Here is a 25,232-nt window from a genome sequence, read left to right as displayed (position 1 = left end):
GAACAGTCATGAAAGCCTTGGCCACCATCCTGCTGGGCACCAGCATCCTCTTCAGCGCCGGCGCCGCCACGGCCGCCGACCTGCATGGCGATGTGGACGTCAACGCCGACACCATCCACCTGGGCGACCTGTTCGACGCGCTGGGCCCCAACCAGGCCACCATCGTCATCGGCCAGGCCCCCGCCCCCGGCCACCGCATCACCTACGACGCCTCGGTGCTGGAGCGCATCGCCGCCGCCAACGGCGTCGATTGGAAGCCCGCCGGCAATGAGCGCGTGATCGTCAGCCGGCCCTCGGTGGACGTGACCGCCGACCAGATCCAGGCGGCCTTCACCAAGGCCCTGGCCGATGCCGGCGCACCGGCCGGCATGGAGGTGCAGCTGGACAATCCCGGTACCGTCCTGCGCCTGCCGGCCAACAGCGACAGCAGCATCGGCTTCACCAATGTGAACTATGACGCCGCCCGCGGCCGCGCCACCGGCGACCTGGTCATTCCCGCCACGGGCGAGCCGGTCATCCGCCAGAGCTTCGGCGCCCGGGTCGCCGTCATGGTCACCCTGCCGGTGCTGAACCGCCGCGTCGCCCCGGGCGAAACCATCGCCGCCAGCGACGTGGAATGGACCAAGATCCCCCGTACCCGCATCAGCGGCGACGTGGTCACCGAGGCCCGCGACCTGATCGGCCTGACGGTACGCCACGGCGCCAGCCCCTACCAGCCGGTGCGCACCGACGAGGTGCGGGCGCCGGTGGTGGTCACCCGCGGCGCCCTGGTCACCATGATGCTGCAGTCGGGCAACATGATCCTGACGGTCCAGGGCCGCGCCCAGACCGAAGGGGGCATCAACGAGATCATCCGCGTCACCAACACCGCCAGCAACCGGACCATCGATGCCCGCGTCGCCGGCCCCAACCTGGTCATGGTGCAGCCGGCGGCTCAAGCCCCCGTTGGTCAGGCCCCTATCGCCGCCGCCCGCACCACCCGTACCGCCCTGAATTGAGGAGAGACATCATGCCTGTGCCTTCCACCATCCGCGCTCTCCTCATCGCCACCGTCGCCACCGTGGCGCTCAGCGGCTGCGGCGCCGTCGACCGCATCAACAACATCGGCAAGGCGCCGGACATGAGCAACCTGTCCGACCCGACGGCGCAGAAAGGCTATCAGCCGGTGCGCATGCCCATGCCCACCCCGCCGGTGCTGGAGCGTCAGGCCAACTCGCTGTGGCGCCCGGGCGCCCGCGCCTTCTTCAAGGACCAGCGCGCCAGCCAGACCGGCGACATCCTGACCATCTCGATCTCCATCAACGACAGCGCCAACGTGTCGGATGAGACCAAGCGGTCGCGCGCCAATTCCGACAGCATGGGCATGCCCAACTTCTTTGGCCTGGAGGCCCAGATCCCCAAGGTGCTGAACTCCGCCACCTCTGCCTCCAGCCTGGTGTCGACCACCAGCGCCAAGGCATCGGACGGCAAGGGCACCGTCGCCCGTTCCGAGCAGATCGACCTGAAGATCGCCGCCCTGATCACCCAAGTGCTGCCCAACGGCAACCTGGTCATTCAGGGCAAGCAGGAAGTGCGCGTGAACTACGAGCTGCGCGAACTGACCATCCAGGGCATCATCCGCCCCGAGGACATCGACAACACCAACGCCATTTCCTACGAGAAGATCGCAGAGGCCCGCATCTCCTACGGCGGCCGCGGCCAGATCACCGACGTGCAGCAGGAACGCTACGGCCAACAGCTGCTGGATGTGCTGCTGCCCTTCTGATCGGGCTTCACCTCATCGATATCCAGCGATCCGGCGGTGCCCCCGCCGCCGGGTTTCCCCTTCACACCAGATCATGTCCCGCCGCCGGCCTTGCCGGCTTTCCTTTCCATTTTCGCCTGTTAGTCCCCTCTGTCCACGGGGCCTCTGTGGACCTTTATTGACCTCGAACAAACTAAAAAGGGCCGGTGTCGCATGCACCGGCCCTTCTTTTATGAGGGTAGAATAAAGGTGGGGCTCAACGGGCCAAAATCCTGGCGGCCTCCTTGGTCCGGGCGACGGCCTGGCCCACCTGCTGGTTGGCGGCCGATATGCTGGAGAGGCTGCGCGTCACGGTTTCAACGGCACCCGCCGTCTTCTGCATATTCGACGACATGTCGCGGGTCACGGCGCTCTGCTCCTCAACCGCGCTGGCGGTTGAGGCCACGAATTCCCGAACCGCGCCGATGGATTGCCGAATGGCTTCCAACGAGCTGACGACATCGTCGGAGACGGCCTGCATGCCCCCGATCTCCTCGGAAATTTTCTGAGTGGCGCTCGCGGATTGGTTGGCCAAATTCTTAACCTCCGTGGCCACCACCGCGAACCCCTTGCCCGCATCGCCAGCCCGCGCCGCCTCAATGGTGGCGTTCAAGGCCAACAGATTGATCTGCCCCGCGATGGATCGGATCACATCCACGACCCCCTCCATGGACTTGGCGACCTCCGCCAGGCGCTGGGTGGCGGCGTCCGCGCGCTGGGCCAGTTCGGCGGTGCTGTCCGTGGCCGACCGGGACTGGGCCATGCTCTGCGCGATCTCACGAATGGAGGCGGCCAATTCCTCGGCACTGGACGCCATCATCTGCACGGCGCCCGATGTTTCGCCCGCAGCGTGGGCGGCATCCTCGGATTGGTGGCTGGATTGGGCCACGGCCTGATCGATTTCACCAAAGTTCTGGTCGATCAACTGCTTGAGGTCGACCATCATCTGGACCTGGGCCGTGATGTCGGTGGCGTACTTCACCACCTTGAACGCCGTGCCGTTCAGGTCGAAGATCGGGTTGTAGGACGCCTCGATCCAGATTTCCTTGCCCCCTTTGCCGATACGCTTGAACTGCGCCGCGCGATATTCGCCCCGCCGCAGGTCCCGCCAGAACGCCTGGTACTCGGCGCTATCCCGCATCGCGGGCTCCACGAACATGCTGTGATGACGGCCCTTGATCTCGTCCAAGGTGTAGCCAACGGCGCCGAGGAAGTTGCTGTTGGCCGTCAGGATGGTGCCGTCCATCGAGAACTCGATAACGGCCTGCGACCTGTTGATCGCCTCGACCTGACCCCGCATGTTGACGTAATCCATCTTTTGCGCCGTCACATCCGTGGCGAATTTCACCACCTTGAACGGGCGGCCGTTGTCGTCGCAAATCGGGTTGTAGGTCGCCTCGATCCAGACCTCCTTCCCCCTTTGCCGATGCGCTTGAACTGCGCCGCCTGGAATTCGCCCCGTCGCAGGGCTTCCCAGAAGCGGGCGTAGTCCGCGCTGTCCTTGAACTGTGGCTCGACGAACATGCTGTGATGCCGGCCTTGGATCTCTCCCCACGTGTAGCCCATGACCTTCAGGAAGTTCGCGTTCGCTGCCAGGATGGTGCCATCGAGGGCAAATTCGATGACAGCCTGGGACTTGTCCAAGGCCACCAGCTTTCCCTTCATCTCCAGAGTACGGCGCGTTCCGAACATGAGGAAATCTCCTTGAAATGGTTTTGCGGCCGACTTTTTTCGCGTCATCATGTCGCATTGACAAAACACCGTGACAACCGGCTGCGACAACAGACCTTCTCATTAAAGCGATTAACGCCCGGTTTATAGGGAAAATTGGATCACTATTATTAAGTATATAATCAAAAGTATTGATTCAATCACCTGTGGTTAAATCTTTTTAACGATTTGCAACTCACTGCTTAGATAAAATTTCTCCATCATACTGATTTTCAATCCTCCATCTTGTCGGATAGCGCCAGAGTTTGGCATCCAGTGCCAAATAAAGTGTCCAGTTGGTTATATTTTGTCCGCACGGTGGCAATGATGACTTGGATATGATAAGGCTCATGGGGATTGTGCGCGGCCGGATACCGAACGCGAGGACGCCAGGCCATTGACCGCTGAACGGACACGCAAAGGCGGCGCAGCCCTGCCACTGGCCAATCACCCCTCGTTCAAGACATCGGTGATGGACGAAGCCATCGCTTTCGCTGAAAGCCGCTTGGCAGCGACCGCCGTGAAGGCCGCCGTTGGCGCGCCGGCCTGCGACATGCGGGCAAACCACTGTCCTCTAACCGAGAGCGACCTTTGGTTCTGCGCCTATGATTTTCCCGTCACCCTGCGGTTTTCCGAGGGGGCCTACGTGCGCCTGCAAGTGCCCTGCACGGGGAACGGTGTGAAGACGACGGCCAACAGCACCGTCGCCTTGGCCCCGACCATGGCCTGCATCTCTTCCGCCGACGCGACGATCGACTTCCATCAAGACTTTCAGCAGTTCGCCTGGCGGGTCCCCGTCACCACCCTGACACGCAAGCTTGCCGCGCTGACTGGTGAGACGATTACAGGGCCGCTGCGGTTCAACGCGGCGTTGGACCTTCAGTCTCCCCAGGGGCGAACGCTGAAAGAAATCCTGATCACCTTGGCCAATGCCGCCGATAGCCTGTCCGGACCGGGCAGCCGACTGGTCTTAACGGAGGTGGAACAGGCGCTGGTGACGGCCCTGCTGGTCACGGGCATGCACAATCACCGGCACCTTCTCGACGGCCCCGTCCGTGGGATCGCTCCTTGGCAGGTCCGCCGCGCGGAGGATTTCATGGCCGCCCACGCCGAAGACCCGCTGACGATTGAGCAGATCGTCGCGGCGACAGGAGCCAGCGCGCGCAGCGTCTTCCGGGCCTTCGCCCAACACCGCGGCTACTCGCCCATGGATTTTCTGAAGCGGACACGGCTGCACCGGGCACGACAATTAGCCGAAAGCGGCGCCAACGCCCTTACCGTGACCGAGATCGCACTATCCTGCGGCTACGCGGACTTGAGCCGTTTCAGCAAGGACTTCCTGGCCGCTTTCGGCGAGTCCCCGTCGACCATCCTGCGCCGGCATCGTGCATGAGAGCGGTAGGCGGCGGCCCGAAGACCGCCGCCAATGACCTCAGTCGTCGCGCTGCGTGCGCTCCATCCGCTCGTGCCGTTCCTGGGCTTCCACCGACAGGGTGGCGATGGGACGGGCCTCCAGCCGGCGGACGCCGATGGGTTCCCCCGTCTCTTCGCAATACCCATACTCGCCCAGTTCGATTCGCTCGATGGCCTCGTCGATCTTGCTGATCAGCTTGCGCTCCCGGTCCCGGGTGCGCAGCTCGAGGGAGCGGTCGGTCTCGGCGGAGGCGCGGTCGGCGATGTCCGGTTCCTGGATGCCGCCGTCCTGCAAGTTGACCAGGGTTTCAGTGGACTCTTTCAAAAGCTCCGCGCGCCATTGCAGCAGCTTCTGACGGAAATACTCCGTCATCACGGGGCTCATGTACGGCTCATCCTCGGACGGGTGGTAATCCGGGGGAAGTATCGGAGACGACATATGTTTTGGTCCGAATCCAGTGTGATCGAGACGGCGCGGAGTATAGGGAGAGCGCACGCAACCCGCAATACTGACCGCAGCCCCACAAGGCCAGGTTTAAGCTATTGATAGCAATGACGATTGTCACCGCGCCCACCCAAAGCGGGAGCGCGGCCAGCCGTTTGGATTATCGGTATTAAGCATATGAGAATAGGGTGGGCGGCCCAAGGCCGTGTCCGGGTGGCTGCACCGGCGGGGCCAGCCCCGCCGGCACCCCGGCGAAGCGGCGCGTCGCCCCTCAGCGCTGCGCCGATTCGAACTTGGCCAGTTCCACCTGGGCACGCAGGTCGATCTCGTCCAGGACCTCTTGCAGGCGCGGGTCGGAAACGGTGTCGCGCCGGCTCTGCACCATGCGCACCAGGTCCTGCAGCCGCTCACGCGGGAAGGTGCCGGCCAGCAAACCCAGGCGCAACTCCTCCAGCTTGTCCAGCAGCGTCTCCGCCCGCTGGCGCGCCTTGCGCTTGGCGTTCAGGGCGTCGTCCACCTCCTGCAGGGCCAGCAGGGGGGTGATGGCCATGGCGGTCTGGGCGCCGGTCACCGACTTGGCGCCCTCATCACCATCGCTTTCCGACACATGGGTGCGAAAGCTGTCGCCGCCAGCCCGTTGCGTTTTGCGCGTCTGGCTGGTGGGAAGGGAGGAACCAGGACCTTCGATCTTCATATCGTGCCGCCACCGCAATCAGGGCCGGCCGCCCGGCGCATCCGGACCGATGCCCCCGCCAGCCCAGGTTAAAGGACCGGGGAAAAGGGGCAATTCCGCCGGTTTGGCGGGCCTGCGGCCTGTCTTATTGTTACCATCCGCAGGGAAGAGGCGCATAGGGCAATTTTTGCCGGGGACAAACCGCCACCACCGGCCCAATCTCGCCATGCGGAACACCAGCGCCCACGGGGCGGCGCGTCGCGTTCCCCGCGCCACGCCTGGGAATCGGCCGGATTTGGGCGCATGCTGAAGTTGGCATGAAGTTCGCTTAAGGGACTGGCATCTGTTTCAGGGAGTATCCCGCCCGTGTCCACCACCGTCCCCACCGGCCCCGTCCCCACCCGGCCCGCCGCCACCGCCTGGGGCCAAGCCCTCAAGCGCGCCGCCGCCGCGATGGCCGCCGTCCTGTTCCTGGCCCTGAGCACCGCCCAGCCCGCCCAGGCGCAGTCGCGCCTGAAGGACATCGTGGATGTGGAGGGCGTGCGCGACAACGTGCTGGTGGGGTACGGCCTGGTCGTCGGCCTGAACGGCACGGGCGACACCATCAACAACGCGCCCTTCACGCAGCAAAGCCTGTACGGCATGCTGGAACGCCTGGGCGTCAACATCCGCGGCACGACGCTGACCACCAAGAACGTGGCGGCGGTGATGGTGACCGCCACCCTGCCCCCCTTCGCGGCGCAAGGAACCCGCATCGACGTGCAGGTGGGCACGCTGGGCGACGCCAAGAGCCTGCAGGGCGGCATCCTGGTGGGCACGCCGCTGCTGGCGCCCGATGGTGATGTCTACGCCGTGGCCCAGGGCCCCGTGGCCATTTCCGGCTTCACGGCGCAAGGGGCGGCCGCCAGCGTCACGCGCGGCGTCCCCACCGCCGGCCGCATCGCCGCCGGCGCGCTGGTGGAACGCACGGTCGACTTCCGGATGTCCGACATGCAGGCCTTGCACCTGGCCTTGCACAACCCCGATTTCACCACGGCCAAGCGCGTCGCCGACGCCATCAACGCCGCCATCGGCACCGGCACCGCCCTGGCCATGGACCCGTCCAACGTGACGGTCAACGTGCCGGCTGGCCGCAGGGCCGACCTGGTCGGCTTCATGCGCGATATCGAGCAGTTGCGGGTCGCCCCCGATAATCCGGCCACCGTGGTCATCGACGAGGCGTCGGGCGTGATCGTGATGGGGGAGAACGTGCGCATCAACACGGTCGCCATCGCCCAGGGCAACCTGACCATCAAGATCACCGAGACGCCCCAGGTTTCCCAGCCCGGCCCCTTGAGCAACGGCACCACCACCACCGTTCCCCGCACCAACATCCAGGTGGATGACGGACAGGGCAAGAAGCTGGCCATCCTGCCCTCGGGCGTGTCCCTGCAGGACCTGGTGCAAAGCCTGAACGCCCTGGGCGTGAGCCCCCGCGACATGATCTCCATCCTGCAATCGATCAAGGCCGCTGGCGCCCTGCAAGCCGAACTGAAGGTGATGTGATGAGCGACGAGATGAGGCTGTCGCCGCCCGGCTACGACGCCAAGGCCCTGATGGACGCCAAGGGCACGCCCAAGCCGCACGGCGCCCCGGGCGATGGGACCAAGGACGACGCGGCCGTCGAGAAGGCGGCCAAGGAATTCGAATCCGTCTTCATCAGCCAGATGCTGCAGCACATGTGGGAAGGCGTGGAGGTCGATCCCAACTTCGGTGGCGGCCACGCCGAGGAAATGTTCCGCGGCATGATGATCGAGGAACAAGCCAAGGCCATCACCAAGGGGGGTGGCCTGGGCATCGCCGACGAGATCAAGAAGGAAATGGTGCGGATGCAGGAGAAGGCGGGCGCCACCGACCCCTTGCGCCGGCCACGGAACGCCTACGCCCAGGCGCAGGCGAGCCTGGCCCAGCATATGCCGCTGGACACCGCGACGGACGCCCCGGCCGGCACCGGCACCGGCACAGCATCGGATGACACGCCATGACCCCTACGGACATCCCCTTCCCACCCCTGAACCCGCCCCCGGCCAGCCCCGGCGCGGCGGAGGCCCGCGCCCAATCGCTGATCTCCGCCATGGAGCGGCTGATGGCCCTGTACCAGGAGGAAACGGCGCTGCTGAAGAAGCGCGACATCAAGGCCATGCTGGCCCTGGTGGAGCGCAAGCACCTGCTGACCAAGGGCTATGAGGATGCGGTGCGCATCATGAGCCTGGATATGGCGGGACTGCGCACCCTGGATCCGGACCTGAAGGCGCGGATGAAAGACCTGGCCGAGGTGTTCCACCGCGAGTCCATGGAAAACGCCACCGCGCTGCGGGCCGCCGCCGCCGTGGCGCAGTCGGTGGTCAACATCATGGTCAACACCATCAACAAGCAGCGCAACCAGGAACAGGGCTACATCGCCAGGCACGGCGCCGCCCGCCCGGCGGGCTATCGCCGCGCCGGCATTCCGCCCCTGGCCGTGAACCAGTGCCTGTGAGCGCACGCTCGCACAGCTGAGCCCATCACCCCGCCCCGGCCCTGCGCCGGTTGGCGGGCCTTGGCGTCTGGACCGCATCGCAAGGGCGGCAGAATCTGCCCCCTGCGGCAATAAGCTCCCTCCCCCACCGCCGCTCTTCACGCCGCCGCCGAACCCGCTTCGGCCGACATCCGCCGGAAACCTGGGTTTTGCCGGCACCTGCTGGTGGCACGTCGATTGCTTTCCTCGGGCGATGGGCACTTTTGCCCGTCACCGTTCCCTCCCATCCCGGCGGGAACCTGCCTAGGCCCAAGGAAGCGACACATGACCGGTTTCCAGCCCGTTCAGAGCCTGTTCCCCACCCAGGGGACATCCGCGGCCGGCATCCTGGGCGGCGGAACGGCGGCGGGCGGTGACGGTGCCACGGATTTGTTCACGCAATTGCTGAGCGGCATGGTCGAGGCCGACAGTGTCGGCAGCCAGTCCACCGGCCAGGGAACCGCGTTCCTCGGGACGGGCCAGGGCGCCTCAAGCGCGACGACATCCCCCTTCACGCCCTCCACCGTGCCCTTCGCCACCGGCAAGGCGGGCGCGACCGGCAAGAACGGCATCGCCCCGGCGGGAACCACGACGGGCACCGCCGTGACAGCGCTCATGACCGGGATCACGGCAAACAGCCCCTCCGCCTTGCAGGCGGGCACCGGCTGGACACAGACCCATTGGTCGGCCGCCACCGCCACGACGGACGCCGTCACGGACGGGGACGGCAAGGATGCCGCCACCAGCCAGGACGGCACGGCCACGGATACCACGATGGCCGCCCTCGCCACGGCCATAAGCACGCAGCAGCAGCAGCCTCTTCCGACGCCGGCGGCCGCCCCCCAGGCGGCCTCAGGGGCCACCGGCCAAGTGGCACAGGATGCCACCAAGGCCACGGGGCTTGCCGATGCCAAGGGCGTCGATGCCACGCTGGCCCAGACGGCCGCCACGGCCGCCCAGCCCGGCACCAAGGCGCAGACTGAAGGCGACGGCACCGTTGCCCTGGCGGGCATGACGCCGGTGGAGCAGCCCACGGCCGCCGACGCGACGCTGGCCGCCCAGGCGGCCGCGGCCCTGGCGGCTGGCCAAGCGACGACCACGCCGGCCAAGGGCAATGCGGCCGCCACCGCCGCGACCACCCTCGCCGTGGCTGACCAGAAGGCCGCAGCGCTGGCGACCGGCGCCCCCGCCACCAGCGCCCGCGCCACGCCGCCGGTCCCCAGCCCAACGGTCCCGACAGCCGCCACGGCCCAAGCCCAGAAAACGCAAACCGACGCCGCCGCGCTGGCCGCCACGACAGCCGCGGTCGCCGCCGGCGCGGCGGACGTCAAGACGGGCAAGGCCGATGGCGTCGCCGTTTCGGGCTCGGGCCTGAAGGGCGGCACGCCCAGCAAGGCCAACGCCAAGGGCGACACGGTCAAGCTACCGGGCGTCAGCGTCACCGCCAGCGCCACCGATCAGAAGGTCGGCGCGGCCGATACGGCGGACCAGACCCGCCAGCAGACGGCCGACAGCGCCACGGACGGCAATGGCAGCAATGGCCTTCTCGCCAACACCTCTGGCGAGGGCATGATCTACGCCGATGCCCACGCGGCGGCCGCGGCCCCCCTGACCAAGGTGGGCGATGCCGCGGCGGCGGCGGCCCCCATGGCGACCCTGGCCACCGGGGCCGGCGGCAACACCGCCGCGACCGCGACACAAACCGCTACGGCGACGGCCCAGGCCACCCTGCAGACGCTGCTGCAACAGCAACAGGCTGGCCGCACCAACACGGCTAGCAACGGCTTGCTGGCGACGACGGAGAATGGGTTGCTGCCCGCTGCCGCGGAGACGACCGGCACCTCCACCTCGGCCAGCGACGCGGCGCTGAACGCCAGCGGCTTCATGGGTATGGTCGACGGCCAGCACACCTTCGCCACCGGCTTCGCCGCGCAAATGGCGGGCACCAGCCAGGCGGCGCGCCCGCCGCAGTACCCGCCGGTGTTGCAGCAGGTGACCATGGGCTTCCAGAAGGCCGCCAGCAACGGCATGGACAGCATCACCGTCCAGTTGTCCCCGGACGACATGGGCAGCATCGATGTGAAGCTGGACTTCCACAAGGATGGCAAGGTTCACGCCAGCGTGACGGCGGACAACGCCAAGACGCTGGACCTGCTGCAGCGCAATTCCGACGACCTGAAGAACGCCCTTCAGGACGCCGGATTGCAGACCGACGGCGACAGCCTCTCCTTCAACCTGAAGGACGACAGCGAGGCCCAGCAGCAGCAGGAACGCCGCGGCGGTTCACGCGGCCCGCAATTCTCCATGGACGACACGGCGACCACCGAGGACGCCACGTCCGAAAACATCATCATCCCCTCGCTCGGCCGCGTCGACGTGCGGATCTGAGGAATAGGCTTCAGGGAGTAGGATCATGACCAGCGGCGTCAGCGGCACCAGCAACAACACCACCACGAACAATACGACCAACAACACGTCGGGCACCGGCTCGTCCAGTGGCAGCCCCACGGGCAGCAATCCGCTGAGCGACCTGACGAACAACTACACGACCTTCCTGACGCTGCTGACGACACAGCTGAAGAACCAGGACCCGACGTCGCCCATGGACACCAACCAGATGACCCAGCAGCTGGTGCAGATGAGCTCGGTCGAACAGCAGATCGAGGCCAACAACCAGTTGAAGGCCATCCAGTCCACCCTGGCCTCCGGCCAGACCAGCCAGGCGCTGAACTACCTGGGCAAGTATGTGGAGATGCAGGGCGACCAGTTCCCCCTGCAGAACAGCACGGCCAACGTTTCCGTCACCTATGCCAGCGCGGCGACCAGCGCCACCATGAACGTCTACGACAGCACCGGTAAGCTGGTCAGCACCACCGACGTGTCCGGCGCCGCCGGCACCCACAACTTCTCCTGGAACGGCAAGGACAGCTCCGGCAACACCCTGCCCGACGGCACCTACAGCGTGAAGGTGAGCGCCACGGACAGCAGCGGCAAGGCCGTGGCCACGACGGTGAAGGTGGCCGGCAAAGTCACCGGTGTCGACATGTCCGGCGACACGCCCACCCTGCAGATGGGCGACATGACCGTGAACATGAGCGACGTCACCACCGTGCTGTCGGCTTCCTAAAGCCGGCAAAACCTGCCCGAAAGTGATAGGCACGTTCAGCTCTTATTAACGCCCCGCCCGTATGGTGATGCAGTCCCTGGTCCAACCCGGGGGCTGTACGCACTGTATGAGGTAAGGCATGTCGGCAGACGAAGCCGGGCGCGGCCCCCGCACGCCGCTGACCGGGGCAACGGTCCACGGTATGGCCAGAACCGCCGGAAACGGTGGCTCGAAGGACTTGACGCTGGATGACCTTCCGCCGCCGGACACGAAGCGCTGGGTCATGCGCCGCAAGGCGCAAGTGGTGGAGGGCGTACGCAACGGCCTGCTGACCATGCATGAGGCCTGCGCGCGCTACACGCTGTCAGAGGAGGAATTCCTGTCCTGGCAGCGATTGATCGAAGCCCATGGCCCCCGCGCGCTGCGCACCACCCGCCTGCAGGATTATCGCCGCACCGGCAACCACCCGGAAGAGACAGAGTCCCAAACCCGGCATGGGTTTGGTGCGTCCATCCCGGGAACGCCGGGATAACGCCAAGCCGCCCGGCGTGGGGCGTCAGTCCGGCTTCAGGCTGTCGGCGATCATATGCAGGCCCTGTCCACGCAGGGTCTGCTGGCGCTGGATCAACCGGCGGGCGGCCAGGGCCTGTTCAACCGCCTCGCCTCCGACTATGCCGCCGCCCGCGCCCAGCGCCGCGGCCACGCGGGCCAACTCCTGCGCCTCTCCCTTGGGATCATGGCGGTTCAGCGGATGCTCGCTGGCCAGTTCGGTGGTCAACCATTCCACCAGCACCTCCCGCCCTTCCGGCAGGCGCTCATCGGCCAGCAGCCGCGCCAGCAGGCCCATGGATGTCGGCACCTTGGTTTCCGCCTCAAGGCGCGCGGCCACGGCCGCCGGATCGCGCAAAAGGTCGATCAGCGCGACCAGGAAATCCGAAAGGGAACGCTGGTTGCCGAACAGATCCTGGATGACATCGGGAAAGCGCAGCAGGTCGGCGGCGATACCGCCCAGCATCTCCTGCAACCGCCAGGGCGTTTCCGGGGTGGCCAGGCGCATCACCTCTTCCAGCTTGCCGCCCAGGGTGCGGATGCCGGCCAGCCGCACGGTCATGAGGCCTTTGAAGGCGTGGTCATGCCCCTCGGGGCCCACCAGCCGTTCCACCGCCGCGCTCAGTCCGGCGACGTCGCCATTCAGGGGGACCGACCATTTCCGGCTGGCCGCCTGGAAGTCGCGCGCCTTCTGGGCCACCACATCGACATAGCGGTCCAGGTCCGCGATGCGGGCGCGGGTATTCTGGCCGGTGATCTTGGATTGCAGCGTCGCCGCCTTGTGCAGGGCCGCCTGCACCATGGCGCCGGTATCCTGCAAACGGCGCACGTGGGTGGCGCCGTGCAGCAGTTCCGTGGGGCTGATCTGCTGCCGGGTGAGGTAATCGCGCAAAATCAGGCCGATGGCGCGGCGGGACTGCGGGCCGTACAAGTCCTCGGGCGCGGAACAGAGCGGCGTGCCGTCCGGCGCCTCGCGCAGGATAGAGGGCTTGACCACCTCCGGCGCGGTCTTCTCGAACACCAGGGTGCCGCTGGGAAAAGCGTTCATGACGGTGCGCACGGCCATCACCCGGACGGCCTTCAGCTTGCCCTGGGCCAGCCGGCGATTGGCCTCGGTCACCGCGATCTCCTCGGTGTCCCCGATGAAAAGAATGGTCCAGCGCCCGTCTTCCAGGCCCTGCAGCTCAAACTTGCAGCTGCGGAATTTCAAAGCCATGTCCCGACCGTGCCCATATCCTCAGCCTGCCCCAGCCCCCGGGCTCGCGCCCAAGCCCCTGGCCACGACCCGGCGCCCCCGGAATCGGTTCCCAACCGCACTATAGGCGATTGGGCCCGGCCCCAGAAGAAAATAGGGCCGCGCCTGACCGTCAGAAAAAAAGGGAAGCGGCGGACCACTTCCCTTTTTTCCTGAACAGTCATCCCAAGAACTGGTCCACCCGGAACCGGCCCTGGCTTCAATCAATCGAACGGATTGTCGCTGCCCTTGCGCAACAGGAAGCGCAGCGGCACGGCCGGCAGCTTGAAGGTCTCGCGCAGGCCGTTGATCAGATACCGGGTGTAGTGTTCCGGGATTTCGACGGGACGGCTGCTGAACAAGGCGAAGGTCGGCGGGCGGGCCTTCACCTGGGTCATGTAGCGGATCTTCAGGCGGCGGCCATCCACCAGGGGCGGCGGATGCGATTCCAGCATGCCCTGCAGCCAGCGGTTCAGCTGGGCCGTCGGGATGCGGCGGTTCCACAGGCGGTATACCTCGAACGCCGCGTCCAGCAGGACGTCCAGCTTCTGCTGCTTCAGCGCCGAGATGGTGATGGTGGGGATACCCCGCGCCTGCGGCAGCGACGTTTCCAGCCGGTCGCTCAACTGCTGTAACGCCTCAGCGCGATTGGCCACGGCGTCCCATTTGTTGACGGCGATGACCAGGCCGCGCCCTTCCTCGATCACCTGGCGGGCGATGGTCAGGTCCTGCTTGTCCAGGATGGCGTCGGCGTCCAGCACCAGCACCACCACGTGGGCCATGCGCACGACACGCAGGGTGTCGGCGACCGCCAGCTTCTCCAGCTTGTCTTCCACGCGGGCGCGGCGACGCAGGCCGGCGGTGTCGACCAGCTTCACCGGCCGGTCGCGCCAGCTCCACTCCGCCGCGATGGCGTCGCGGGTCATGCCAGCCTCGGGGCCGGTCAGCACCCGCTCCTCGCCCAGCAGGCTGTTCAGCAGGGTGGACTTGCCCACATTGGGGCGGCCAACGATGGCCAATTGCAAGGGCTTGGCGTTGTCCCGGGCCTCGGCCGCCTCGTCATCCAGCGGTTCTTCGGCCTCCGCCTCCTCGTCCTCCGGCTCGTCCGGGGGCAGGTAGGGGGTCAGGGCCTCCACCAGGTCGGCCATGCCTTCGCCATGCTCGGCGGACAGCGGCACGGGATCGCCCAGGCCCAGCTCATAGCATTCCATGAGCCCCGGCTTGCCGGCGTTGCCCTCGCACTTGTTGGCCACCAGGATGATGGGGGTCTTGCCCTTGCGCAGCCAGGCGGCGAAGTGACGGTCCAGGGGGGTGATGCCGGCCCGCGCGTCCACGATGAACAGGCCGACGTCGGCCCGGTCGATGGCCTTTTCCGTCTGGCGGCGCATGCGCGCCTCCAGACTGTCGTCAAACGCCTCTTCCAGGCCGGCGGTGTCCACCACCGTCAGCTCGATGCCGGCCAGATAGCCGTCGGCGGAACGCCAATCCCGGGTGACCCCGGGGGTATCGTCGACAATGGCCAGCTTCTTACCGGCAAGTCGATTGAACAGAGTCGACTTGCCGACATTGGGCCGGCCGATGATAGCGACCGTCAAGCGGCGGGGACTCGCCATAACTAAAACGCCTTATCGATACGCGAAGAGGTCGCCGGCGTCCGTCAGCACAAACAGGGTGTTGTTGACCGCGATCGGGGCAACGCTGATGGGGTCGTCGAACTCAATCTTGTTGAGGATGTCGCCGTTGGCGGGCGACGCTTCCACAACCTGCCCCAGGCTGTTGGCCATAATCAAGCGTCCACCGGCTGCAATAGGACCAACCCAGTTAATCGGATCCTTGCGCTTCTCCGGATTCTCCCAGCGTTCCAGCTGCTTGATCCAGCGGACACGGCCGGTGTCACGCGTCAGCGCCACCAGCTGGGCCTCGTTGTTCACGACGAAAACCCAGTCGCCGACCACGGCCGGCTGGTTCTGGCCGCCCACATCCTGTTCCCAGACGTGCTGGCCGGTGCGCTGGTCGATGGCGACCATGCGGCCGGAATAGCTGATGGCGTAGACCTGGCCGCGATCCACCACGGGCAGGCCCTTGATGTCCGCCAGATTGGCCAGGTTGGCGCCCCGGCGCGCGGACGCGAGGTTGTCGCTCCACGCCGGATGGCCGTTGTCCACACGCAGGGCGTACAGCTCACCCGAGGAATAGGGGATGATGGTGATGTCGTTCTCGACTGCGGCGCTGGCGCCGCCCAGCAGGGCCGCCGGCTCCGGGAAACCGGCGTGCGTCCATTGCAGCACGCGGTTGTTGGATGCCAGGACGATGCACTGGTTGTCGATGGTCACCACGAACACGCGGCCGCCGGCGACCGTGGGGCCGGAACGGATGGGGGCGGCGATACGCTGCCGCCAGGCAACCTTGCCGTCCTTGGGGTCGACCTTGATGGCCTCGCCATAGCCGGTGGTGACGAACACCGCGCCGTCGCCCACCGCGACGCCACCACCCATGGCGGAGCCTTCCTGATCCGGCCGCTTCATCTCGCTTTCCCAGATCTTCTTGCCGGTGGCCTCGTCGAAGGCGTGCAGCACGAAGTCGGTATCCAGCAGATAGACCTTGCCGTCGGAAACCACCGGACCATCCAGCAGACGGTTGTCGCTGGACGAGCCCTCGACGCTGGCCTTCCAAGCCTCCTTCAAGGTCTTGGGCAGGCTGACGTGGCCAGGGTTGTGGGCGGCGTTGCCACCGGGCTGGGTCCAGTCGGTGTTGGTCACGGCGTCGGGCAGCGTGACCTGCTTGGACTGGGCCTGGCTGTCCGGCTCGATCTGCTGGTCGAGCTGCAGCACCGAGATGCGGTTGCCGGCCAGCTTTTCCTTGGGCTTGCTGTCATCGCCCAAGCCCAGCCAATCGAACATGCCGCAGCCGGTCAGCAGCGTGCAGGCCACCAGCGCGGTGCTGAGACCAATGGCGCGGCGGACGCGCATGGGCCGGGCCGCCGCAGGGCCCCCGGCGGCGGAGGCGGAGGCCACGGTGGAGATCAGGCCGGTGACGGCGTTCTTGTCGGTCATTTCTGCTCGGCGTAGAGGGCGGCGAGATCGGCGGCGCGGGCGCGGACACCCTGGGGTGCGGCCGGGTCGGCGGACAGGGACTGGAAAATCTCCCTGGCCTTGGCCAGGTCGTTGGCACGCAGGTACAGCAAACCGGACAGTTCCTGCGCGGTGTAACGCCAGGGGCCCTTGGTCAGGCCCGCGATGCGCGACTGCAGTTGCGCCGGGTTGCCGGTATCCACCTGCTGCATCACGGCCAGGATCTGGGCCAGGTCGCGGAACAGGGGATCGTTGTCGGCGCTGCCGGCGATCTGGTCGTAAATGGCGATGGCGCCGGCGGCGTCGCCGCTGGCGGCCTTCAGCCCCGCCTCTTGCAGGCGGGCCAGCGTGGCCGGCGCGCCACCAAGCTGCGGCGTCACGGCCGCCAGCGCGGCCAGCGCGTCCTTGACGTTGCCGCCATCAAGGGCGGGGGCCACCTTCTCCGTCGCGGAGATCAGGGCGCTGGTGCGCTCGATCGCCTGTTTGGTGCGGTGCTGGTTCCAGGCCACATAGCCGGCCGTGCCGGCCAGGATGGCAACAGCCCCCACCAGCAGGTAAGGCCCGACCTGGCGCCACAGTTTTTCCAGTCGTTCGCGGCGAAGGTCATCATCGACCTCGCGGAAAATATCGCTCATCAGCTCACTCTTCGACACCGAGGCCGGCACCATAACAGCAATCCGCGCCGATACCAGAGGGGCGCGTGACGGTCAAGGAAAGTCCGGATCGGTTGCCCCCCAAATCCCCCTGCCCGCCGTCCCCGAAAACGGCGACATCGCCCCGCCAGTCATGGCCGGGCGGGCAGCATAGATTAAATCAGCCGACCTTGGCACGGGCGGAGAGGCCATTTCCTATCGGTCGGTCGCTTTTGCCGCGCAAAATAAACCGCCTCTGTGGATAAGTCTGTGGAGCGTGGCAGGGGAAACCATTGCATCCCTGTCCAAAAGACAAAGCCGGGACCGCCCCACACCCCAGCTATAGGGCCACCCGACCGGATAAGGCCAGGAATGGTGCCGGGCCCCGGGCCCCGATTCCCCTGCCCGAAAGGTGGATAACCCCACCCCAAGGGAGTAGACGCAGCAAAGACTGGCGGTCCCCGCCGCATCGCGGTAATGACCCAGGGCCCCATTCCGGGCCATTGCCTTGCCACCACGCGTGATCCATAGCCGCCATGACTGACACCGCGCGCCGCATCGTCGGCCTCATCGCCACCGAACTTTCCGCCCGCCCCGAACAGGTGGCGGCGGCGGTTGCCCTGCTGGACGAAGGCTCGACCGTGCCTTTCATCGCCCGCTACCGCAAGGAAGCGACGGGCGGCCTGGACGACACCCAGCTGCGCACCCTGGATGAGCGGCTGCGCTACCTGCGCGAGATGGAGGAACGGCGGGCCACCATCCTCAAGTCCATCGAGGAACAGGGCAAGCTGACGCCCGAATTGCAGACCCAGATCGCCACCGCCGACACCAAGACGCGGCTGGAAGACCTGTACCTGCCCTATAAGCCCAAGCGGCGCACCAAGGCGATGATCGCCCGGGAGGCGGGCCTGGAGCCCTTGGCCGACCTGCTGCTGAACGACCCGACCCACGAGCCGGAGGCCAGCGCCGCCCCCTACGTCGATGCCGAGAAGGGTGTCGCCGACACCAAGGCCGCCCTGGACGGCGCCCGCGCCATCCTGGTGGAGCGCATGGGCGAAAACGCGGAGCTGCTGGGCTTCCTGCGCGGCTATTGCCAGGAACACGGCCGGCTCGTCTCCACCGTCGTCGAGGGCAAGGCCGAGGAGGGCGCCAAGTTCTCCGACTATTTCGACAAGGCGGAGCCCCTGTCCAACCTGCCCTCGCACCGCGCCCTGGCCCTGTTCCGGGGCCGCGCCGGCGGCATCCTGGACCTGGCCATGAAGGTGGGCGAGGATCCGGCGCCCGGCCAGCAGCACCCCTGCGAGGCGGCCATCGCCAACCAATTCGGCATCCAGGACCGGGGCAGGCCGGCCGACCGCTGGCTGCTGGACACCTGCCGCTGGGCCTGGCGCACCAAGATCGCCCTGCACCTGGAACTGGACCTCATGGGCACGGTGCGCGACCGGGCGGAGGATGAGGCCATCGCCGTCTTCGGCCGCAACCTCAAGGGCCTGTTGCTGGCCCCGCCCGCCGGCCAGCGCGCCACCCTGGGCCTGGACCCCGGCATCCGCACCGGCGTGAAGGTGGCGGTGGTCGACGCCACCGGCAAGCTGCTGGAAACCACCACCATCTATCCGCATGAGCCGCGCCGCGACTGGACCGGGTCCATCGCCACGCTGGCGGCCCTGGCCGGCCGCCATGACGTCGGCCTGATCGCCATCGGCAACGGCACCGCCTCGCGCGAGACGGACAAGCTGGCGGCCGACATGATGGCCCAGTTCCCGCAGCTGAAGCTGACCAAGATCATGGTGTCGGAGGCCGGCGCCTCGGTCTATTCGGCGTCGGAGGTGGCGGCCAAGGAGTTCCCCAACCTGGACGTCAGCCTGCGCGGCGCCGTCTCCATCGCGCGCCGTCTGCAGGACCCGCTGGCCGAACTGGTGAAGATCGATCCCAAATCCATCGGCGTGGGGCAGTACCAGCATGACGTCAGCCCGACCAAGCTGGCCCGCACCCTGGACGCCGTGGTCGAAGATTGCGTGAACGGCGTGGGCGTGGACCTCAACACCGCCTCGGTGCCGCTGCTGGCCCGCGTGTCGGGCCTGAGCGACAGCATCGCCCGCAACATCGTGGAGCACCGCGACACGCACGGCGCCTTCCGCAACCGCCGCCAGTTGCTGGACGTGTCGCGCCTGGGCCCCAAGGCCTTCGAACAGGCGGCCGGCTTCCTGCGCATCCGCGACGGCGACAACGCCCTGGACGGGTCGGCGGTGCACCCCGAATCCTACGCCGTGGTGGAACGCATCATGGCCAAGACCGGCCGCACCCTGTCGGCCTTGATCGGCGACGTGCCCTTCCTGCGGTCGCTGGACCCGGCGGATTACGCCGATGATCGTTTCGGCATCCCAACGGTCGAGGACATCCTCAAGGAACTGGAAAAGCCCGGCCGCGACCCCCGGCCCGAGTTCAAGACCGCCGCCTTCAAGGAAGGTGTCGAGGAACTGAAGGACCTGCAGCCCGGCATGGTGCTGGAGGGCGTGGTCACCAACGTCACCGCCTTCGGCGCCTTCGTCGACGTGGGCGTGCATCAGGACGGCCTGGTCCACATCAGCCAGTTGGCCGGCAAGTTCGTGAAGGACCCGCACGCCGTCGTCACCGCCGGTGACATCGTCAAGGTCAAGGTGCTGGAGGTGGACCTGAAGCGCCGCCGCGTCGCCCTGACCATGCGGCTGGAGGAGCAGGCCGCCCGGCCGGCCGGCAATGGCCCCCGCCAGGACGACGCCCGCCCCGGCAACCGTGGTGACGGCCGCGGCCCTGGCGGCCAGCGGCCCCAGGGGGGGCGCCCACAGGGGGATCGCCCACAAGGGGATCGTAAGCCCGGGGATCGCAAGCCGGGCGGCGGCAAGCCCCAGGAGTCGCGTGGCGGCAGCTTCGGCAACGCTTTCGGCGGCGCCCTGGCCGACGCCTTCGCCCGCGCGCGAAAAGACAAGTAAGCCGGAAACGGTGATCCAGCGGCATGGGCCCGGCGCTCATGCCGCTAGCGGAGGCTGGCGCCCAGCCCCCTTAACGCTTGTGAATCATCTTGGCGCGGGCCAGGGCCAGGGACTTGGTCAAGGCCTGCCCCAGTTCCCCACCGTCCCCCTTGATATCGTCGCGCACCACGACGTGCATGGCGTCGATATGCAGGCCCACCACCGTCAGCAGGGCATCGGTGGGATTGTCCAGGTCCACCAGGAACTGGTTCATGGAATTGGCGAAATCCGACAGCAGGTTGTAGCCGAAGGTACGGCCCAGGGTCATGATGCCGTCGGAAATCTTGTAGACCTTGCGCAGGTGCCGGGCGCGGTTGTCCGGGTCGCGCTTCGCCTGTTCGAACGCGGCTTGCAGGCTGGTCAGGTCGATGCGGGTCTGGGCCTGGTGCGCCTTCGCCATGCGGGCCACATGGTTGTTGGCCCGCTCGATGGCTGCTGGATCGATCTGCCCGGGCTTGCCGTCCGTCCCGCCCACCTTGGCGCGCAGCTTGTTCGGCAGCTCAATGATCTCCACCACCCGCGTGCCCTTGCCGGGCAGGGGCTTGCCTGGCGTTTCCTTGTCGGCCTTGTCCGTCATACCCGTCCCTCCTCTAAGGGATCACAACTTTCCAGCACATCGTCCGCCGGGTTCATCATTGGTCTTAATCCACTGTTTCCGTCAGGCCTTCCGCCGTGCCGATGGCGGCGGGTTCCCCGGCGGCCGCTTCCGGCACGGCCTGGCCCACGGGCGGGAGCGCCTCCTCCCGCGACTCTTCCAGGGTGACGCGCTGGCCGGCCAGGACGCGGCGATCCTCGCCGTTATACGGCAAGGTCTGGCGCCGGCGATCGGGCCCCATGTAACCCGGCGCGCGGATGAAGGGCCTGGGCTTGTCCACGATGGCCAGCAGCCGTGACGCGACGTTGGCCACCGACATGGGCTTGGCCAGGTATTCGGTCACCCCGCTGTCGCGCGCCATGAACACGGCCTTGTCATCAGCCTCGCCGCTCATCATGACGAAGGGGATGAACTTCAGCTTTTCATGCTCATGGGCGCGCACCCACCGCAGCAATTCCAGCCCGTCGACAGGCGACATGAGGTGATCGGCGAAGACGATGTCGATGTCGCTGGCACCCTGCATCTGGGTCGACACGTCCAGGATGGCGGTCGCCTCCTCCCCGCTTTCGGCTTGGAGCACGCGGCCGACGCCCAAGCCCCGCAGCACCCCGACCAGGATGGTACGCACGAAGCGGTTGTCGTCGGCCACCAGAACGCTCAATCCGTCCAAGCGGTAGTATTTTCCGGACTTTGCTGATGCCATAACGCCTGATGCCAGCCGGCCCCCTCAATGCCCGCCAGTGTAGCCCCTTCTGTCCACGGACGCGCGGGTTAAAGCGGTGAAAGCGGGCCCCACCCCCACGCCGACCGCCACCCTATCCCGTTGCACACCCGCCCCGCCGTATTGCCGCCAGGGGTTCGCACGCAGTTAACGGTTTGGTGACAAGCGCCGCCTTAAGGTTCCCCATCCCCGGACGGAGCGCCCCTGCGGCGCCCCATTCCCCAGGGGAGGTGTTGAAAGGAGCGCCAGTCCCATGTCCCGGCCTATCCCTCATAACAATCTCATCGAACGCACGTCGGTCCTGACCTACACGCTGATGGAGCAGTTGCACGATGTGCTGAACACGCCCAGCGCCCCCGACGACGTGACGCTGGGCATGCTGATGGGACTGTCCATGTTCCTGGATGACCAGATCGGCCCTTTCCGCATGACACAGCTGCTGCAGGCGGCCCCCGACATCATCCTGCGCACCGACGCCCATGTGACGCGGGAGCAGATCGACCGTTTCCTGCCGGTCCTGCGCGCCTTCGGCGACAAGTTGGCGGCATTGACGCCCGACCATTTCGCCGAGGCCACAACCAGCCTGTCGTGACCCGGGCCGCAATCGCGGCCTTTTCACCGGACGGTGCCAAGCTTATCTGTAGAAGGTCACCGCCCCCGTCAACCGCCGCCATCCCATCCGCGGCCGCCATGGTTGAACGCACATGCTGTCGCAGTTGGACAACGCCCACCCCGCCCTGTTCCTGGTCTTCGCCTGCGTCGCGGTGCTGACCGCCGCCGCCCTCAGCGTCGGTTATGTCTGGCGGCGCCTGGGGCGCTTGGCCGTGCGGCAGTCCAACCTGGCCCGCACCGCCTCCGACCATCTGACGCGGTTGCAAGGCGACCTGACCGATTTGGCGGGCCAGGTGCAGCGTCTGGGTGAGTTCAACCAGCGCCTGGCGGAGGAGGTGGACATGCTGCGCCACCGCCTGGCCGATGGCGGGTATGAGGCCCAGGACCATCACCCCCGAGTCCTGCATTGAGGGGCGGCGGCATGGCCGCCGGCATAGCCCCCGTTCGTGAAGATGAAATCCGCCGCTGGCATGACAGCGGCCAGGCCTGGGACCGCTGGGCCGACGCCATGGCCGATCCCGCCGCGCGGCTGAACGGGCCGCTGCTCGCGGCCCTGGACCTTCATCCCCATCACCTGCTGCTGGACCTCGCCAGCGGCGCCGGCGAACCGGCCATCACCGCCGCCAAGGGCATGTCCCCCGCCGGCCAGGTGCTGGCAAGCGACCTGGTGCCCGCCATGCTGGCCGGCGCCCGGCGCCGCGGCGCCGGCCTCGGCTCCCTGTCCTTCATGACGGCCGACATGACCGCCCTGCCCCTGGGCGCCGCCAGCGTGGACCGGGTCAGCTGCCGCTTTGGCTTGATGTTCGTGCCCGAGGCCCCGCGCGCGGTGGCGGAGATGCATCGCACCTTGCGCCCCGGCGGCATCGCGGCGGCGCTGTGCTGGGGCCCGCAGGCCGACAATACCCTGTTCCGGCTGGTGGATGACGCGCTGGGGGGAATGCCCGAGCTGGCGGTGCTGTTCCGCTTCGCGGAGGACGGCAGCCTGTCCCGGCTGTTCCAGGACGCCGGCTTCGACAGCGTATCGGAAACGGCCGTGCGGCAGACGGCACTGGCCGATGCCGCCAAGCCGTTCTGGCGCCCCACCCTGGACATGGCGTTCGCCCCCGCCCTGGCCCGACTGGCGCGGGAAGAGCGCGCGGCGCTGGAGGGGCACATCGCCGCCCGCGTGCAAGTGCAGGCGGATCAGGACGGGCGGGTGCCCGTCCATCTCCATGCCCGGCTGGTGGTGGCGCGGAAAGCCTGATCAGGCGGGCGGCGGTGCCGCCGTCTCCTCCGCCGCCGCCTCGGCCGCGGGAGCATCCTCCCCACCGATCTCCCCGCCAACCAGGGACTCGGCCTGGTCCATCAGGCGCCGATACTGGCGCACGCTGAACGGCAGGGTGACGAGATACCCCAGACCCAGGATCAGCAGGGTGGTCCAGGGGGCGCTGACCACGCCCGCCGCCAGCAGGACCAGCCCCAGGAAGACAAAGACGACATAGCGCGGGTGGATGCGCAGGCCCTTGAGCGAAAAGGTGGGGATGGCGCTGATCATCAGCGCCGCCATGCCCACGGTCCAGATCACGACGAAGACCGGATGGCCCACAACCGTGCGCCCCAGCTCGAAACTGGCGACGATGGGCAGCAGGGCCAAACCGGCGCCGGCCGGGGCGGGCACGCCAGTGAAGTAATTATAGGCCCAGACCGGCTTTTGCGCGGCGGAGCCCAGGGCGGTGTTGAACCGCGCCAGGCGCAGGGCGGCACAGGCGCCGAACAGCAGGCAGGCGATCCAGCCGAAGCTGCGCGCCTCGTTCAGCCCCCACATGTACAGGATCATGGCGGGCGCCACGCCGAAGCTGACCACGTCGGAAAGGCTGTCCAGCTCTGCGCCGAACTTGCTCTGGGCGTTCAGCAAACGGGCGATTCGGCCGTCCAGCGCGTCCAGGACGGCGGCCACCACGATGGCGACGACCGCGTGTTCCCAGCGCTGGTCGGTGGCGAAGCGGATGCCCGTCATGCCGGCCGACAGCGCCAGCACGGTCAGCATGTTGGGCAGAAGCTTGTTGATGGTGAGGCCGCCCAGGCGGGGCGGCCGGATGGCCCGGCGCCGCCGCCCCAGCGTGCCCCCGCCCAGGGCCGGGGGACGCTGCGCCATCAGCGCACCACGCCCTGGCGCTGCGGCTCGACGCTGGTCAAGTCGGCCAGGATGGTTTCGCCGCCCAGCGCCTTCTGCCCGACGACGACCAGGGGCTGCACCCCGTCCGGCAGGTAGATGTCGGTGCGGCTGCCGAAGCGGATGAGGCCATAGCGCTCACCGGTCGACACCACCTGCCCCGGCTTCAGAGTGGAGATGATGCGGCGGGCCACCAGGCCGGCGATCTGGACGAAGGCGATCTCGCGGCCATCGGGCATGGCCAGGCGGATGCTCATGCGCTCATTCAGGTCGCTGGCCTTGTCCAGGGCGGCATTCAGGAACTTGCCCGGGTGGTATTCGGCCCGCGTCACCGTGCCCTCGATCGGGGTGCGGTTGATGTGCACGTTGAACACGTTCAGGAAAATGCTGATGCGGGTCATCGGCGCCGGGCCCATGCCCAGTTCGGGCGGCGGCACGGCCTGGGTGATCATCTGCACCACACCGTCGGCCGGGCTGACCATCAGGCCTGGGCGGGTGGGCACCACGCGGTCGGGGTCGCGGAAGAAATAGGCGCACCATGCCGTCAGGATCACCCCGATCCAGCCCAGGAAGGTGGACAGCCAGAACAGGATGAGGGTCGCCACGGCGAAGGCCAGGATGAACGGCCAGCCGGCACGGTTGATCGGCACGATGACGGTGCTGAGAGCGGACATTTGCACTTTCCGAAGACGGGCCCACGCGGGAGGGCCCAAGGAGGACGGTCGATCCCCTAGTGTAGACACCCCCGCCCCGGATTTTAAGTGCCATTCCATGTCGTTCGGGTCGACTGCAATGGACCGGGCCTGTTCAAGGCCGTTTTTCGCGCTACCCCTTGTTAGGGTCAATGGCCCCATGACCCACCCAGCGAACTATAACGGGTTGCCTACCAGGCTCTTCCGCAAGGGCGGATACCCTTTCGGTTCGTTTTGAGGAAAAATGTAGTCACTCTGGGTCAGCCTCTGGCAACGGCGCGCCCCGGTACTTCGCGACGT

At 67.2% G+C, this 25,232-nt stretch carries 25 protein-coding genes; 13 read left to right on the top strand and 12 right to left on the bottom strand.

Annotated features, from left to right (window positions below; translation table 11 throughout):
• Positions 1-8: 8 nt before the first annotated feature.
• Together flgA and flgH are read left to right on the top strand one after the other, a co-directional pair.
• Complete coding sequence (gene flgA, locus ULB03_RS11585) at positions 9-998, top strand: flagellar basal body P-ring formation chaperone FlgA (RefSeq protein ID WP_322483261.1); 990 nt, start codon at positions 9-11, stop codon at positions 996-998.
• Between the two features lie 11 nt (positions 999-1,009).
• On the top strand, positions 1,010-1,765 hold the full coding sequence (flgH, locus tag ULB03_RS11580; protein WP_044559264.1) for a flagellar basal body L-ring protein FlgH: 756 nt from the start codon (positions 1,010-1,012) through the stop codon (positions 1,763-1,765).
• A gap of 235 nt (positions 1,766-2,000) precedes the next feature.
• On the opposite strand, the gene ULB03_RS11575 is transcribed toward flgH, so the two are convergent.
• Entirely contained in the window at positions 2,001-3,131 is a 1,131-nt protein-coding gene (locus ULB03_RS11575; RefSeq protein WP_322483260.1) for a methyl-accepting chemotaxis protein, read from the bottom strand.
• Positions 3,128-3,565: a PAS domain-containing protein gene (locus tag ULB03_RS11570; protein ID WP_322483259.1), complete on the bottom strand. Its 438-nt coding sequence runs from the start codon at positions 3,563-3,565 to the stop codon at positions 3,128-3,130. Before ULB03_RS11570 ends, ULB03_RS11575 begins: the two co-directional genes overlap by 4 nt.
• 325 nt (positions 3,566-3,890) lie before the next feature.
• On the opposite strand from ULB03_RS11570, the gene ULB03_RS11565 reads away from it, so the two are divergent.
• The gene (locus tag ULB03_RS11565) at positions 3,891-4,886 is read left to right on the top strand and encodes an AraC family transcriptional regulator (protein ID WP_322483258.1); all 996 of its coding nucleotides are present in this window, start codon (positions 3,891-3,893) and stop codon (positions 4,884-4,886) included.
• 39 nt (positions 4,887-4,925) lie between these two features.
• Here ULB03_RS11565 and dksA read toward each other — a convergent pair whose 3' ends face one another.
• Both dksA and ULB03_RS11555 read right to left on the bottom strand, forming a co-directional pair.
• Complete coding sequence (gene dksA / locus ULB03_RS11560; RefSeq protein WP_322483257.1) at positions 4,926-5,345, bottom strand: RNA polymerase-binding protein DksA; 420 nt, start codon at positions 5,343-5,345, stop codon at positions 4,926-4,928.
• Positions 5,346-5,622: 277 nt separating this feature from the next.
• Positions 5,623-6,045 (bottom strand): flagellar assembly protein FliX, encoded by a 423-nt coding sequence (locus ULB03_RS11555; RefSeq protein ID WP_322483256.1) that lies wholly within the window; start codon positions 6,043-6,045, stop codon positions 5,623-5,625.
• 432 nt (positions 6,046-6,477) lie between these two features.
• Here ULB03_RS11555 and ULB03_RS11550 point away from each other — a divergent pair, with 432 nt between their 5' ends.
• The 6 genes from ULB03_RS11550 to sciP all read left to right on the top strand — a co-directional run bounded on the left by ULB03_RS11550 (position 6,478) and on the right by sciP (position 12,198).
• The gene (locus ULB03_RS11550; RefSeq protein WP_322483818.1) at positions 6,478-7,569 is read left to right on the top strand and encodes a flagellar basal body P-ring protein FlgI; all 1,092 of its coding nucleotides are present in this window, start codon (positions 6,478-6,480) and stop codon (positions 7,567-7,569) included.
• Positions 7,569-8,048 (top strand): rod-binding protein, encoded by a 480-nt coding sequence (locus ULB03_RS11545; protein WP_322483255.1) that lies wholly within the window; start codon positions 7,569-7,571, stop codon positions 8,046-8,048. Before ULB03_RS11550 ends, ULB03_RS11545 begins: the two co-directional genes overlap by 1 nt.
• A complete protein-coding gene (locus tag ULB03_RS11540; RefSeq protein ID WP_322483254.1) occupies positions 8,045-8,542 on the top strand; it encodes a hypothetical protein in 498 nt (165 codons plus the stop codon). Before ULB03_RS11545 ends, ULB03_RS11540 begins: the two co-directional genes overlap by 4 nt.
• Before the next feature lie 303 nt (positions 8,543-8,845).
• Positions 8,846-10,948: a flagellar hook-length control protein FliK gene (locus tag ULB03_RS11535; protein WP_322483253.1), complete on the top strand. Its 2,103-nt coding sequence runs from the start codon at positions 8,846-8,848 to the stop codon at positions 10,946-10,948.
• Positions 10,949-10,973: 25 nt separating this feature from the next.
• Positions 10,974-11,687: a flagellar hook assembly protein FlgD gene (locus tag ULB03_RS11530; protein ID WP_322483252.1), complete on the top strand. Its 714-nt coding sequence runs from the start codon at positions 10,974-10,976 to the stop codon at positions 11,685-11,687.
• 118 nt (positions 11,688-11,805) lie between these two features.
• Complete coding sequence (gene sciP, locus ULB03_RS11525) at positions 11,806-12,198, top strand: CtrA inhibitor SciP (protein WP_463605631.1); 393 nt, start codon at positions 11,806-11,808, stop codon at positions 12,196-12,198.
• A 24-nt stretch (positions 12,199-12,222) separates the two neighbouring features.
• On the opposite strand, the gene ULB03_RS11520 is transcribed toward sciP, so the two are convergent.
• The 4 genes from ULB03_RS11520 to ULB03_RS11505 form a co-directional block, all read right to left on the bottom strand.
• The gene (locus ULB03_RS11520) at positions 12,223-13,431 is read right to left on the bottom strand and encodes a hypothetical protein (protein WP_322483251.1); all 1,209 of its coding nucleotides are present in this window, start codon (positions 13,429-13,431) and stop codon (positions 12,223-12,225) included.
• A gap of 242 nt (positions 13,432-13,673) precedes the next feature.
• A complete protein-coding gene (gene der / locus ULB03_RS11515; RefSeq protein WP_322483250.1) occupies positions 13,674-15,062 on the bottom strand; it encodes a ribosome biogenesis GTPase Der in 1,389 nt (462 codons plus the stop codon).
• 12 nt (positions 15,063-15,074) lie between these two features.
• On the bottom strand, positions 15,075-16,502 hold the full coding sequence (locus ULB03_RS11510; protein ID WP_322483249.1) for an outer membrane protein assembly factor BamB family protein: 1,428 nt from the start codon (positions 16,500-16,502) through the stop codon (positions 15,075-15,077).
• Positions 16,499-17,155, bottom strand: coding sequence for a tetratricopeptide repeat protein (locus tag ULB03_RS11505; protein ID WP_322483248.1), 657 nt, complete (start codon positions 17,153-17,155; stop codon positions 16,499-16,501). The genes ULB03_RS11510 and ULB03_RS11505 overlap by 4 nt, the downstream gene beginning before the upstream one ends.
• Positions 17,156-17,688: 533 nt before the next feature.
• On the opposite strand from ULB03_RS11505, the gene ULB03_RS11500 reads away from it, so the two are divergent.
• Positions 17,689-20,121, top strand: a complete 2,433-nt coding sequence (locus ULB03_RS11500) for a Tex family protein (RefSeq protein ID WP_322483247.1) — start codon at positions 17,689-17,691, stop codon at positions 20,119-20,121.
• A 70-nt stretch (positions 20,122-20,191) separates the two neighbouring features.
• On the opposite strand, the gene ULB03_RS11495 is transcribed toward ULB03_RS11500, so the two are convergent.
• Together ULB03_RS11495 and ULB03_RS11490 are read right to left on the bottom strand one after the other, a co-directional pair.
• Positions 20,192-20,737: a hypothetical protein gene (locus tag ULB03_RS11495; protein ID WP_322483246.1), complete on the bottom strand. Its 546-nt coding sequence runs from the start codon at positions 20,735-20,737 to the stop codon at positions 20,192-20,194.
• Between the two features lie 64 nt (positions 20,738-20,801).
• Positions 20,802-21,404 (bottom strand): response regulator, encoded by a 603-nt coding sequence (locus ULB03_RS11490; protein ID WP_322483245.1) that lies wholly within the window; start codon positions 21,402-21,404, stop codon positions 20,802-20,804.
• Between the two features lie 325 nt (positions 21,405-21,729).
• On the opposite strand from ULB03_RS11490, the gene ULB03_RS11485 reads away from it, so the two are divergent.
• From ULB03_RS11485 to ULB03_RS11475, 3 genes are all read left to right on the top strand, one after another.
• Complete coding sequence (locus ULB03_RS11485) at positions 21,730-22,068, top strand: hypothetical protein (RefSeq protein WP_145730072.1); 339 nt, start codon at positions 21,730-21,732, stop codon at positions 22,066-22,068.
• Between the two features lie 112 nt (positions 22,069-22,180).
• Positions 22,181-22,498 carry a hypothetical protein gene (locus ULB03_RS11480; RefSeq protein ID WP_322483244.1) on the top strand — a complete coding sequence of 106 codons (318 nt, stop codon included), beginning with the start codon at positions 22,181-22,183 and terminating at the stop codon, positions 22,496-22,498.
• Between the two features lie 11 nt (positions 22,499-22,509).
• Positions 22,510-23,331: a class I SAM-dependent methyltransferase gene (locus ULB03_RS11475; protein WP_322483243.1), complete on the top strand. Its 822-nt coding sequence runs from the start codon at positions 22,510-22,512 to the stop codon at positions 23,329-23,331.
• Here ULB03_RS11475 and pssA read toward each other — a convergent pair whose 3' ends face one another.
• Both pssA and ULB03_RS11465 read right to left on the bottom strand, forming a co-directional pair.
• On the bottom strand, positions 23,332-24,222 hold the full coding sequence (gene pssA / locus ULB03_RS11470; protein WP_322483242.1) for a CDP-diacylglycerol--serine O-phosphatidyltransferase: 891 nt from the start codon (positions 24,220-24,222) through the stop codon (positions 23,332-23,334).
• Positions 24,222-24,914 carry a phosphatidylserine decarboxylase gene (locus ULB03_RS11465; RefSeq protein WP_145730068.1) on the bottom strand — a complete coding sequence of 231 codons (693 nt, stop codon included), beginning with the start codon at positions 24,912-24,914 and terminating at the stop codon, positions 24,222-24,224. Before ULB03_RS11465 ends, pssA begins: the two co-directional genes overlap by 1 nt.
• Positions 24,915-25,232 lie beyond the last annotated feature (318 nt).

Source organism: Nitrospirillum goiasense (assembly GCF_034427435.1).
GTDB lineage: Bacteria > Pseudomonadota > Alphaproteobacteria > Azospirillales > Azospirillaceae > Nitrospirillum.
The sequence above is the reverse complement of the archived record's forward strand: the minus strand, read 5'-3'. Positions and strand labels throughout refer to the sequence as shown.